This is a genomic window from Calditrichota bacterium (assembly GCA_016867835.1).
Taxonomy (GTDB): domain Bacteria; phylum Electryoneota; class AABM5-125-24; order Hatepunaeales; family Hatepunaeaceae; genus VGIQ01.
This window is the reverse complement of the sequence record VGIQ01000085.1, coordinates 1-12,186: the sequence shown is the minus strand read 5'-3', so window position 1 is coordinate 12,186 and position 12,186 is coordinate 1. Positions and strand designations below refer to the sequence as shown.

Genomic DNA, 12,186 nt, shown 5'->3' with positions numbered 1-12,186 from the left:
TTGTGTGCCCGGGCTGCTTAAGCCCGAGCCGTAGCCCGAGCCGTAGCCCGAGCCGTAGCCCGAGCCGTAGCCCGAGCCGTAGCCCGAGGCAAGGTTTTTTGAAAGATACGGCTGCAAGTGGAAGTTGTCAAGGGTTTTTGCGTGCCTGCCCAAAAATAGTTAGCCCGCGTATTCGGACTGGCTCCGCTTCTCTGCTATCGGGCACGAAGCCGCACATAACGGCATCGGCCCCTACGCGGCTTCGGGTTTCTACTTCAAAACCAGATTGGCGCACTCCCGCGGCGTCGGCGCAAACTGCACCATCGTCGGTTCCGCCACCACTCTTCGGACTACCGGCTGCCAGAACCGTGTCAGGCAGACGATCGGCCGCCGGGGTATAAAGCCCTTCAATTGCGTCTCCACGACCATCGCCAGTTCGACCATCGTGCCGCTCGATCCGGGCAGGACGCAATAGCCATCGGCGAGCCAGACCAGCGCAAGCAGCCGCTGATCCCAGCGGTCGGTCTTCCATTCGTGGTCGATGTAAGGATTCGGGGCGTCTTCGGGGAGGTTGTCGCACGTCACACCTACCGTAATGCCTCCGGCCGAACGGGCACCTGCCGAAGAGGCTTCCATTAGTCCGCCGTAACCGCCATTGATGACGACCGCGCCCCGCCTCGCCAGTTCGACGCCGAGGCGAAACGCATTCTGCCAGATTGCGCTTGCCGGATCGACCTGTGCCGATCCAAATACGGCAATGAACGGCAACGGCCCGTTGCCACCGCGCTCGAGAGGGATCTGGCGCTTCTGTTGAGCCAGCACTTTGAACCAGCCGTCATCAAGCACCGAATAGGAAATCGCGCTCAGGACCGGATATCGTGCCGGATCTTCAATGTATGTCAAAGGTTAGTAATCACTCTCGATTTCAGTTAAAAGTATCACCCGCTCAATCCCACGGCCGTCATCGATGAAGTAAGCTTGCATCGTAAGTGGTGGTGACTTGGCGGTCCGGTGCTCTCTTTCAGCATAGACTTTTCCAATGAGAGCCCTTTCGGGTGGCGTCGGTCGGGGTGGATAAGCAAGCCCGTCCGGAGCGATGCGGGAGGTCTGGGTGCCATTGTCGAAAATCGTCAGCACGGCCGGTTTGAACTCCACCCAACGGCGCGCGACAACTTCCCAGGAGGCGTGAGGGCAGGCTTCCCGGACTTCGCCAAAAGTCCGACCTGACATCAAATGGCGAAATTCGACTTCGGGGAGCATCAACTCGGCAGCGAGCCGGTCCGCTTCCCGTTCGATTCCAGGCTCAATGAATGGCTGTTGCGGATGACCCAGCAGAAGATGCGCCAGTTCATGGCAAAAAGCGAAGTTGCGGCGCGGCGGATAGAGATCCCGGTTAAGAACGATGAGATTTTTCATCGCATAGGCCTCTCTTCCGTCGGTGATCTCTTCGAGGACGACCCGCACTCCGTGCTGCGCGGCGAGTCGTTCTACGAAGTCGATTGTTCCCTCCGGCGGAGCGCCAGGAGTGCGTCGCGAAAGAACCGCTTGTCGGGCCGCATATGACCGCGAAAGCGGATGCCCTTTAGTTCCGTTATCTCGTCCGGGGTAGGGCGAATCAGGAGCATCTCGTCGGAATCGTTCAGGAAGTCGCGCAAGCCGTCATACATATCGGTGCGTTCGTCGCTCTCGTAGGAGTAATGCCGCTCGTCGGCTACCGAGATAAGGTCCCAAATGACGACGCCGAGCCCCTGGGCAAGCCGCTCGACGACATCCATCGTCGGCGAGGAGTGCTCGTTTTCGAGGACCGAGAGGTAGGAGCGGTTGATGCCCGCACGGTCGGCCAGTTCAGCCTGACTCAGGCCCTTGTCACGACGGAGTTGTCGCAGTCGTTCACCAAACATAGGTCTTATATTAACGACAAGTTGGGCAAAATGCAACAAGAACAAAGAGCGACGAGGACAAGTAGATATATCAGCCCCTGAGGATTGAAGCCAAGTGCCTATTCCTAATCCGGCGGTAAGTGTGACGTCGGATGTCCCCATCCGACGGCGGAGCGGTCAGATGAGGACATCTGACCGCACTATTGGCTTCCACCACAGAGGTGAAAACAGCAAACGCCTATCGCTGGATCTAGGTGCCTATCTCAACATCACCGCTTTCATAACGCCCTTGTCGGGCCCGGAAGAGAGTCGTAGCAGATAGACTCCCGAAGGAAGTTCACGAGCATCGAAGGTGAGGCTCTGCCTTCCGGCTGGGAAATACCTCGCCGGCAAAGCGAGCACTTCCCGACCCAACAAGTTGTGAATCGTCAGGAAGACGGATCCGCTCTTCGGCAAAGCAAAGGACACTTGCGCTTGATCGTTGAAGGGATTGGGATAGATGCCGGTCAACTCGAAGCGGGAGGGAAGTCCGGGCTCGCTTCCCACACCACTCGAGACCGCCAGTCGCAAATAGACGTCGAAATGGCCTTGTGGGGTGTTGGAATTGAAACGGAGGATAGCCCTGTATCGGCCCTCCGGCGCGTCCCGGGCGTCTATTGTAACGACCACTTCGACGTCGCTGCCGATTTCGATTCCGACCGAATCGGCGGGAATGACGAACCGCTCCCGACCGAAAGCGCTATCGACCCACAAGACCTCGACCCCCACCCACGCGTCGATGTTGCCTTGATTACCAAGGTTCCAGACCAGTTCGACCGGCTCGTCCCGACCTAACTCAACTTCGGTGGTGTCGTGAGGCATCACACCCGTCACCCAGCCGTGCGGAAGGACGAAGTTGGCTTCCAGCGAGTCGCCCTCCTCGATCGGTTCGATGTCCTGTAAGATACCGCGACCGTAGCCGGACTTGGTGACGTTCAACTCGCCCTCGGCAAGCGCCGGAATGCCGAGCCGATAGACGCCGTCGCGGTTGGTGAGGGTCTCGACGCCGTTGGAAAAGCGCACCCGCGCGCCCTCGACCGCGGCCGAATCGATGAACCGCGTCACCTGCCCATAGATGGCGACGAACGGAATCCACCCTGTCGTCGTCCAGAGAATGGCTCGTTCGTTGCGCAGACCTGAAACCGATGACGGCTGACGTTGCCAATAGGTGTAGGTCAATCCCTCCTGGCCGTCCGGTGACGATATGCCGACCGTGCAGCCGGTGTTAGCCTCCCATTGATCCTGGACGTTGTTGACGGTCTGATACTGGAAGAGGATCGGGCTGTCACCAGTAGGGGTAGCCCACTGATCGGAGTCGTGCAGGATGACCTGGAAGGCGTTAGGCAGCCACTGGTTGTTATTGTTGCGGGTGCCGGTCTGCCACTGAATGACGAAATGACCCTGTTCCTCGTCATGCCAGATGAACACTCCGTCCGACCGGGTGACCATTTCGAGGCGGTCCCAAAAGGGGGAGATCATGCCGTAGGCGCCGTTGATCCCGGCCATCGGCCAATTTTGTTGGTTCTTAAGACGCTGTTGGTCGCCGACGGCGATCCAGCCGTTGTTGCAGACTGTAATCTGCCGGAATTCGCGTCCATAATATCGGAAATCGATTGGCAGATCGATGACCACTGACGAGTCGGTCTCGCCGGTCCCCGGTAAGGGGAGGACTTCGCTGCCTTCGACCTCGCCGCCCCACGGCGAGATGTTCGTCCAGTCGAATACCGGAGCATCGCCCCATTCGGTGTCATCGTCTGAATCCTCAAGTGCAAAGTAGCCATACTTGTCCGGGCCAAGGGGATCAGTCTCGACCGGACCCGCGAGGGTGAAGGCGATTTCAATCTTATCTCTGACGCCGGGCTGTCCGGTGACAATAAGCGATAGAGGGATGGCCTCGCCTCGGAAGGCGCGGGGGTCGATTAATACCGGAATCGCAACTTCGACGGCTTCACCGTTGGAAGGTATATCGCCAACTTCCCGGACGCCGTCGCGGACGAGGGCATTCGGCTTTAGGGGGCGAACTTCGACCTGAACCTCTTCGGCGTCGATGCGGCCGATGTTGATCAGGTCGAACCGGACTTCAACCTCTTCACCTGGATCGCGGTCGCCTTCGACAACGACATTTCCTGCACTAAAGCGCGCGGCGAAGACCGGAATCTCTACCGGAAGAAGCCGAGGCAATCCCATAGGGTGTAGAAAGATGAAGTCGATTCTAATGCGCGTACCGTCGGGACACCCTTCGATGACGCGGAAGCCGTTGCCATCCTGTTGTCTAATCACGACCCGGTAGATGCGCTCGCCGAGTTGCTCGATCACTGCGTCGCGAACATCAAGGCCGCCCTCCAGCCAGGGATCGATATAGTCTATACCTGAAAAGACGAACTCCGTCTCAGACTCAACCATCATCGTCAACTCAAACGACTCGCCGGGACTGATTATGCCGTCGCCGTTGCCATCGGTTTCGAGCGGCTCGGCATCGAGCAGAGCGAGAACGGTTGGCTCGTCGATGACCTGAATGGTCAGTGAGGTCGGAAGTGAGTTCTCATTGACTGCCGTGACGTAAAGGTCTTCATCGGCATTCAAGTCCCCCTGCTGCCAGGTGAAAAGCACCCGGCCGTCGGCGTCGGCGGTGCGGACGACTTGCAGCCCATTGGGTTGATAGAAAGTCACGGTGGCTCTTGGGACGCCCCGATTTCCGTCGCGGACGGTTAATGGCAACTGATTGTCGTTGCCATTAATCTCCCTCAAGTTGGCGCGGTTAAATTCTAACGCAACCGGCTCCCCAATCCACGCCTTCTGCCCCGGATCGCCGTAGTAGCGGAACGTCCCCCAATAGCGGTTGATCGACTGCTGTCCAACCTCGGCAGGAAAGAGGCGGGGGAGATTGACCACCGTCCACCATCGCGCCCAGCCGAACGATGTAATCTCTTTCAGGAACAGAGCCTCAGCCAAGCCGCCGACGAGGGCGTTGGCGCAATTGGTGCGGGGACTCGGGTAATGTCCAAAGCCAGCCGAAGGACCGCGCATATCCTGCGGCGTCCCGATCCGAAAAAGTTGATTCCACGCGCCGCCGTTGGGTGGCGAAATGGTCGAGGAACTGACCAGAAAGTGGAACGGATAGACGAACCGGTTTCGATATGCTCCGGGCTGAACGTCCTGCTGATGGCCACGCACGATGATCAGGTTCGAGCGCTCGTTATAGACTTCGGCGATCAGGTCGGAGAAATCGTTATCCTCATTATCCGAGTAATAGGTCGTCGTCAGGTCGACGAAGCCGTTCATGGTCATCGTCTCGGCGACCCATTTGCCGGTGTAGGAGGGCGATAGGTCTTGCGGCACCGAGCAGTGCCCGACGGCTACGGCGCCGCGGCTGAACCAGTCCCAATCGTCGATGTAGGGAGTGAACTGGTAGGAGAGCGACCGACGAATGGCACAGGTCAGGTTGTCGGCATTGGTGCAGTTGAACGACCCGACTGCGACGTCGGGGACGATGTCGTTACCCTCAAGTTGGCCGAAGAAACTGTCGTAGATCTCGTGCTGATTGAAGTCATTGTTTTCAACGATAGGAATGCGCAGCGGCGCGCCCTGGGCATCGTCGGTGCCCATAAAGAGAAGGAACTCGAAACCGGTCTCGTTGTAACGCTCCTGTATCAGCGCCTTTAGTTGCTGGCGGTTGACCTGAAGAGGGTTAAAGGTGAGCAATTCGACGGGATGACCGGCGCGACGTTTCCATTCGACGAATTCACCAACGGCTCCCGGCGGGTTTTCGTTCGCTACGACGAGGTAGCCGCCGGGGAGGACGTCTTCATCGGGCTCGTCGCGGCGGATGTCTTCATCAAGGAGTGCACTAATGGCGCGCTCGAAGTCCTTCGAGCGCTGCCGGGGAATGTCGGGCACTTCGTTGACACCGGTGCCGGGGGATACCTGGATGTCGGCGCTGAAGCCGCGGCTGACGCGGTATTCGGCGCGCCCGGCATCCCATTGCACCGGATACCAGATAAGTTGAGCGAACCGGACGCCACGCGCCACGACCGGGTCGAACAGGACGACCGGCTCCGGTGGCCAGACACCGCGTAATGAAGCCGAACTTAGGATCGGGTCAGATTCACCATCAATGATTGGAGTGATGGAAGGTGGAGACCCCGAAACGATTTCTGTGCCTGTTAGGTCATAGTCGAAGGCGATGGCGCCTTTGTCCGGCAGCCGGATGAACCTCGTCACAGCCGGAAGATCGGGATAACCTGGAGTTCCGGTGCGGACAGCGCCTTCCAATATCCAATGTGCGCTACCGCCCTCGTCCCGAATCATGGGAGACGACCCGATTGCGCTTTGAAGTTGGATGCGGCTGCCTACCCGATCGAGGGCGATGTTGTTCGAGGTGGTGGCAGCGTTCAGGTCGTTACCGGCGAGCGAGGTGAAGACGAGCGCGGCCAGAGCGAGGGGATGGGTGTTGGCGGTCATAGACCCTCCTATAGTCAGTCAAATGCCGAAGCAAATTCCGCAAGATATTGCTACTTGCTTATTGGCGGGGAAGAGCCCCAAAGTGTGCGTATAGCATAGGTCGGCAGGACCGGGCAGAACTGATCTCATCTTCTTACCTCCCCCTAAGCGCCGACCGGACAATCTCCTCCGTGGTCGGCTCGCCGTTGATCTTGGACGTTGCCCTGCGAACGGCTTCCTCAGCCTGAGGCAGGGAATATCCGAGCGTCTCCAAAGCGCGGATGGCTTCTGAAATGGCAGATATCGCCACAACGCCGGTGCCGATGCCTCCGATGACCACCGGGCTGCGGACACGGAACCGGTCTTTCAGTTCGATCATCAGCCTCTCGGCGGTCTTCTTCCCGACCCCGGGGACGGCTTGAAGTCGTCTCAAGTCACCGTCTCCGACGACCTGGGAAAGTGCTGCCGCAGTGAACTTGGAGAGAATAGCCAGCGCGATCTTCGGACCTATGCCGGAGATGGCGATGAGGCTGCGGAAAAGCGCCCGATCATCCTCGCTCTGAAAGCCGAAGAGTTCGAGCGCGTCTTCGCGGACGTGGAGATGGGTTACAAGGCTGACCCTTTCTCCTTGACGAGGCAGTTTTTCAAATGTCGTGAGCGGTATGGCTACGGCCAAACCCAACCCGCCGACTTCGACGACGACACGCACCGGCGATTTGTCGAGCAGAACGCCCTGCAGACGGTCAATCATCGCGCCCCAGATGTTGTGAAATGAGGCACTGCAACTTATCTTTCAAGGGTCCGGCCGGAGTGGCGTCAGGGCTTCCTCTATCGCGGTCTTTCGTTATACGCTTTTCGCAATTCATTGCCTACCAACCCCTATGAAGTTACAACCCCCGACTTTGCGGGACCGATGGATCTCCTTGTCTATCTGGTCCGCAAACGGGAACTCGACGTAACCTACATATCGATCAGCGCGCTGGCATCCGACTTCCTGGACTATATCGGACGGCTCGAAGTTCCGCCGTCGCTGGATCAGATCGGCGACTTCATCTTGCTCGCCGCGACACTGCTCGAGTTCAAAGCCAACGAACTGCTCGCCGGGCCCGAGCCGGAGATCACCGAAGCCGAGATGCAGAAGGCGCTCCGCGAGCATTCTCTTGCCGACCTGTTGGCGCTGAGAACCCAGGTTGAGCGGCTGGCGGAACTGGAGGAGCATCAGGTCAACCTTTTCGACCGCGGGACATTGCGCATCGAGGGGCTTGAGGCGGAACTCTCGAGCGAAATGCTGACCGATGTTTCAATATACGACATTGCGGTCGCTTTCCGAGACCTTATTCAACGAGTGCCGGAAGTGCCCGTCCACCTGGTGGACCGGATACCCTACACCTTGGAAGGGCAGATGGCATTTATAACCGCTTTCTTCGGAGGGCGCAGCCGGATTGCCTTTGCCGAATTGGGAGAGGCGCTGCCGAGTCGGGTGGCAGTCGTTATGACCTTTCTGGCGATGCTCGAATTGTTGAGACTCGGACGTATAGCGGTGCGACAGGCAGAGGCTTTCGGGCCGCTCGTGCTTATCTTGAAGGAGGCGAAGCGGAAGGAGCGCGGGGAGTGAACGAAGAGCAGATCCGGATCGTCGAAGCCCTTGTTTTTGCTTCTCCGGAGCCGGTGGGACCGGCGCGGTTGCTCGAGGTGTTGGACGGGCCGACAGAGGAAGAGGTAGTTTCGGCTATTGGGGCACTTAATGACGAGTATGCCGGATCGGCGAGGGCGTTCCGGATCATACGCGGTGGCGGGGGCTTCCGGTTTGCGACACTGCCTGAATATGGTCGTTGGGTGCGGCGGCTGGTAATCGGGTCGGGAAGGGTGAGATTGTCTCAAGCCGCACTCGAGACACTTTCGCTCATAGCCTATCGTCAGCCTATAACCCGCGCCGACATCGAAGCGGTGCGGGGTGTCGATACCGGCGGGGTGCTGAAGATGCTGCTGGAACGACATCTCGTCCGCATCGCCGGGCGAGCCCGTTCTGCAGGTCGCCCGCTCCTTTATGGCACAACTGCGGACTTTCTTAAGCACTTTGGCCTCGACTCGCTCGATGACCTGCCCCGTCCGACAGAAGTCGATGACGCCGCACACCGTTCGACCGGGCTATCCAATGAACTATTCTCGCCCGAAAGCGGGCTAATTGAACCGAATAACCCCGAATAACCAGACCGACCGGTAACAATGGACATCAAGGGCAGCAACATTCTTGTCTTGGGCGGATGGGGGCTGGTAGGCCATGCCATTTGCCGCAAATTGCTTGCGCTATCGCCACATTCCATCACCGTGGCGTCGCTCACCCGGGCGCAAGCTGAGGAGGCGGTCGCCGATCTCGCGCCTTACGTGGGAGAGACAATACTCGCGCCAGAATGGGGCAATATCTTCGTCCGCACGGAGTTCAAAGACCTCAATCGTGAAGAACTGCTCGCCATCCGGGAGCGTCGCCTGGCGCTCGCGGCAGACTTTCTCGAGCGAACCGGGACGACATCGTTTCAAGCCTTCTTTCTCTACGACCTGATCGCCCGACGCCGACCCGACATCGTGATCGACTGCGTCAACACCGCGACCGGGGTCGCATATCAGGACATCTATTCGACCGGCTTAAGATTGCTGGAAGGACTTAAGGGTAACGACAAGACTCCCGATGAGGCTTTTGCGGTAGAGGTCGAGAAATTGTTAGCGACGCTCTACATACCCCAGATCGTTCGTCACATTCAAGTCATCTACTCGGCGATGAAGGATGCCGGGACGCGGCATTACATCAAGGTTGGAACCTCGGGCACCGGTGGAATGGGGCTCAACATCCCCTACACTCACTCTGAGGACCGGCCATCGCGGGTGTTGCTTTCGAAGAACTGCATTGCCGGGGCGCAGTCGTTGCTCCTATTCCTAATGGGCCGGACGCCCGACGCGCCCTACGTGAAGGAAGTGAAGCCGGCTACGGCTATTGCCTGGAAGCGGATCGAGCGCGGCGAGGTTCGCAAAGCGGGGCAGAGCATCCCGCTCTATGACTGCCCTCCCGAGGGGAATGTCCGGTTGGAAGGGGTTTTCGACACCGCCAGTAAGGCCGGCTGCGCTCCCCTGGGCCGGAACCTCGAAGGCATCTTCATCGATACCGGCGAAAACGGCATCTTCTCGCCGGGTGAATTCACAGCGATCACGACGACCGGCCAGATGGAGTTCGTCACACCTGAAGAGATCGCCCGAATCGTCGTCTGGGAGATCGAAGGCGGCAACAGCGGGCATGACATCGTCGGGGCACTCGATGGTGCGGTGCTAAGTTCGACTTACCGCGCCGGCGTGATGCGGTCGCTCGCTATCGAGAAAATGCGGGCGCTGCTGATGAGTCACTCCGACGATCCGGTTGCGTTTGAGATGCTCGGACCGCCGCGCCTCTCGAAATTGCTATATGAAGCGCATATCTTGAAGACCATCGCGCACAGTATCGACGGGGTATTAGCCTGGTCGGCAGAAGACCTGTCGCAAGCTGCTGCCCGACTGGTGGATCAACACAACGACCTGCGCAGCCGGATCATCTCGATTGGCATACCAATTCTATTGCCCGACGGCAGGTCGCTGCTCAAGGGGCCATTTGTAAAGGTGCCGGCCGATCCCCGCCGGACAACCTTCGAAATCAGCAATGACGCCATCGACAATTGGGCCCGCAGCGGGTGGGTCGATTTGCGTGAAGCAAACATGTCTCTTTGGCAGCACCGATTGACACAACTGAAGCAAGAAGCCGCGTTGACTCCTGCCGGGGATTCGTCATCTCATTCTGAGCGCGACGCTGCCTTCTGGAGGTTCGACCGGTCCCTGGATGAAGGCGAGATCGTCGGCTGGCTCTTTATCGAAGAGGAGCAGGGCCGGCGTATGAAGTCCTGACCGTCAGTTTCTGGCGGAAAGCCGTTCAGTGAGTGAGAACCTGCCCGGTCCGGTGAAGAGAAGGCAGAGCAGCCCAGCGAGCACCAGGAGGTCGAGTTCCCATCCGGTGGTGTCCTGGGCGACGAAGGCAGCCTTCATAATGTTGATCTTGAAGTTGATCGCGCCGAGCATCACGAGCGACTGGAGGAATGACGCGAGCCGTGTGAGATAGCCGGCGGTTAAAGCCAGGGCTGCGAGCGGCTCGGCGATGCCTATGAAGCGCAACAAGTATAGCATACCGGTCGGAAGTTGCTCTGAAGGCTGCATTGACCAGAGTCCCCACTTCATTTGACCGTGGGCGAAGAGCAGACCTGCGATGGCGAGCCGAAGCAGCAACAGCCCGGTATCAGGTGATTTGAACCAGCGGTTCATGGTCTCGTTGATATATGATCCATGATGATTATGATGAGATGAGGTATTGGTCGGCAGTTGCCGACTGCTGTTTGTGATACGGGTATAGGGTCGTTTCCGATATTCCTGAAGCGGAGGAATCGATGTCCAAGCCACTCATTGCCATCGACGGCCCGGCCGGCGTCGGAAAGTCATCGACAGCCCGGCAGGTAGCCTGGCGGCTCGGCCTGCCGTACCTTGACACCGGCGCGCTATACCGTGCCGCGGCTTGGGCGGTGATCAAAGCCGGCGTCGAAGTTTCGCAATCAACCGCGGTTGAAAAGGCTGTCGATAAAGCCGAGATCTCGTTTGCCCAGACCTCGGGAGGCATACGGGTCTGGGTCGATGGCGTAGATGTTACGACCGACATCCGGTCCCCGGTAGTGAACCGGGTCGTCTCGCCGGTGTGCGAGATTCCCGGCGTGCGCGGCAAACTGGTGGCACTGCAGCGGCGGTGGGCGGCTCGGGGATTCGGGGTGATGGAGGGCCGCGATATCGGGACGGTCGTCCTGCCCAAGGCCGGGCTTAAGATCTTTATGACGGCCAGGCCCGAAATCCGGGCCATCCGGCGCGGTCGTGAATTAGGCATCGAACACGACTCGGAAGCCCTCACCGCGCTTACCAAGGAACTCGCCGAGCGCGATAAACGTGACGCCGAACGTCCACATTCACCGCTCGCCAAGGCATCTGATGCCTTACTGATCGACAACAGCGAGATGACTTTCGAGGATCAAGTCGATTGTATCCTGCGGCTCGCTTCGGAGCGCTTTGGCAGCCGTCTCTATGCCTCTTCACTCCGCCCCTGACGCAAGAGGAGGTCTTTCGCGGACCGCCACTCGCCCGGCTTATAGAGCGGCTCAGATCCTCATCGGGACGATATTTCGGACGCTGTTCGGGCTGAAGGTCCGCGGCGCTGAGCGAGTTCCCATGTCCGGTCCTTTTATTCTCGCATCCAACCATAAGTCCTGGTTCGATCCTCCCGTCGTTGGCAGCGCCTGTCCGCGTGAAATAGCCTATGCAGCCAAGAAGGAACTCTTCACCTTTCCGCTATTGGGTCGGTTTGTGCGTTACTACAATTCGATTCCGGTGCGGCGGGGGGGATTTGACCGCGAAGCACTCATCCGGCTCGAGCAATGGCTCGAGCAAGGCGGAGGCATAATTATCTTCCCCGAAGGCACACGGTTCCTCGACGAAGACCTTCATCCACCCAAATTAGGGGTTGGACTACTTGCGGTCCAAAGTGGTGCACCGATCGTGCCGGTGCGGATACGGCAAAGTCACCGTTTGGGCTCACAGTTGTTTAGGCGCGGATTGTCGGTTGCATTCGGCGAGCCTTTTCGCGCTACCGATCTGGGCATCGACGCTTCAAACGGCAAGGAAGGTTATCAGCGGCTTGCTGAGGAGGTGATGCGGAGGATCCGCGAAATGTAAAGTTTCGCTCAGCGGTTGTTATCCGTTGGGTGGGTTGTTTGACGCGAATGGAGAAAGTATATTA

11 protein-coding genes are annotated in these 12,186 nt (G+C 58.7%); 5 read left to right on the top strand and 6 right to left on the bottom strand.

The features are described 5' to 3' along the window. Positions 1-249: 249 nt before the first annotated feature. The 5 genes from FJY67_08905 to ruvA all read right to left on the bottom strand — a co-directional run bounded on the left by FJY67_08905 (position 250) and on the right by ruvA (position 7,089). Positions 250-882 carry an LOG family protein gene (locus FJY67_08905; protein ID MBM3329570.1) on the bottom strand — a complete coding sequence of 211 codons (633 nt, stop codon included), beginning with the start codon at positions 880-882 and terminating at the stop codon, positions 250-252. A gap of 3 nt (positions 883-885) precedes the next feature. Further along, positions 886-1,443 (bottom strand): ImmA/IrrE family metallo-endopeptidase, encoded by a 558-nt coding sequence (locus FJY67_08900; protein ID MBM3329569.1) that lies wholly within the window; start codon positions 1,441-1,443, stop codon positions 886-888. A gap of 23 nt (positions 1,444-1,466) precedes the next feature. Next, a complete protein-coding gene (locus FJY67_08895; protein ID MBM3329568.1) occupies positions 1,467-1,880 on the bottom strand; it encodes a helix-turn-helix transcriptional regulator in 414 nt (137 codons plus the stop codon). Between the two features lie 237 nt (positions 1,881-2,117). Continuing rightward, the gene (locus FJY67_08890; GenBank protein ID MBM3329567.1) at positions 2,118-6,359 is read right to left on the bottom strand and encodes a T9SS type A sorting domain-containing protein; all 4,242 of its coding nucleotides are present in this window, start codon (positions 6,357-6,359) and stop codon (positions 2,118-2,120) included. Between the two features lie 133 nt (positions 6,360-6,492). Next, a complete protein-coding gene (ruvA, locus tag FJY67_08885) occupies positions 6,493-7,089 on the bottom strand; it encodes a Holliday junction branch migration protein RuvA (protein ID MBM3329566.1) in 597 nt (198 codons plus the stop codon). 114 nt (positions 7,090-7,203) lie between these two features. Here ruvA and FJY67_08880 point away from each other — a divergent pair, with 114 nt between their 5' ends. The 3 genes from FJY67_08880 to FJY67_08870 are packed head-to-tail and all read left to right on the top strand — an operon-like array spanning position 7,204 to position 10,262. Continuing rightward, the gene (locus FJY67_08880; protein MBM3329565.1) at positions 7,204-7,953 is read left to right on the top strand and encodes a hypothetical protein; all 750 of its coding nucleotides are present in this window, start codon (positions 7,204-7,206) and stop codon (positions 7,951-7,953) included. Continuing rightward, positions 7,794-8,546, top strand: a complete 753-nt coding sequence (gene scpB / locus FJY67_08875; protein ID MBM3329564.1) for an SMC-Scp complex subunit ScpB — start codon at positions 7,794-7,796, stop codon at positions 8,544-8,546. Before FJY67_08880 ends, scpB begins: the two co-directional genes overlap by 160 nt. A gap of 18 nt (positions 8,547-8,564) precedes the next feature. Further along, the gene (locus tag FJY67_08870) at positions 8,565-10,262 is read left to right on the top strand and encodes a short-chain dehydrogenase (protein ID MBM3329563.1); all 1,698 of its coding nucleotides are present in this window, start codon (positions 8,565-8,567) and stop codon (positions 10,260-10,262) included. Between the two features lie 3 nt (positions 10,263-10,265). Here the strand turns inward: FJY67_08870 and FJY67_08865 are convergent, their stop codons facing one another. Beyond that, positions 10,266-10,673 carry a DoxX family protein gene (locus FJY67_08865; protein MBM3329562.1) on the bottom strand — a complete coding sequence of 136 codons (408 nt, stop codon included), beginning with the start codon at positions 10,671-10,673 and terminating at the stop codon, positions 10,266-10,268. A 122-nt stretch (positions 10,674-10,795) separates the two neighbouring features. Between FJY67_08865 and FJY67_08860 the strand changes: the two genes are divergently transcribed. Together FJY67_08860 and FJY67_08855 are read left to right on the top strand one after the other, a co-directional pair. Next, the gene (locus FJY67_08860) at positions 10,796-11,497 is read left to right on the top strand and encodes a (d)CMP kinase (protein ID MBM3329561.1); all 702 of its coding nucleotides are present in this window, start codon (positions 10,796-10,798) and stop codon (positions 11,495-11,497) included. Beyond that, on the top strand, positions 11,475-12,122 hold the full coding sequence (locus tag FJY67_08855) for a 1-acyl-sn-glycerol-3-phosphate acyltransferase (GenBank protein ID MBM3329560.1): 648 nt from the start codon (positions 11,475-11,477) through the stop codon (positions 12,120-12,122). The genes FJY67_08860 and FJY67_08855 overlap by 23 nt, the downstream gene beginning before the upstream one ends. Positions 12,123-12,186 lie beyond the last annotated feature (64 nt).

Bases quoted from the DNA above. Each gene is read 5' to 3' on its own strand.
- FJY67_08895 (MBM3329568.1), bottom strand. From the start codon at position 1,880: ATGTTTGGTGAACGACTGCGACAACTCCGTCGTGACAAGGGCCTGAGT.
- FJY67_08890 (MBM3329567.1), bottom strand. From the start codon at position 6,359: ATGACCGCCAACACCCATCCCCTCGCTCTGGCCGCGCTCGTCTTCACC.
- ruvA (MBM3329566.1), bottom strand. From the start codon at position 7,089: ATGATTGACCGTCTGCAGGGCGTTCTGCTCGACAAATCGCCGGTGCGT.
- FJY67_08870 (MBM3329563.1), top strand. From the start codon at position 8,565: ATGGACATCAAGGGCAGCAACATTCTTGTCTTGGGCGGATGGGGGCTG.
- FJY67_08865 (MBM3329562.1), bottom strand. From the start codon at position 10,673: ATGAACCGCTGGTTCAAATCACCTGATACCGGGCTGTTGCTGCTTCGG.
- FJY67_08860 (MBM3329561.1), top strand. From the start codon at position 10,796: ATGTCCAAGCCACTCATTGCCATCGACGGCCCGGCCGGCGTCGGAAAG.
- FJY67_08855 (MBM3329560.1), top strand. From the start codon at position 11,475: ATGCCTCTTCACTCCGCCCCTGACGCAAGAGGAGGTCTTTCGCGGACC.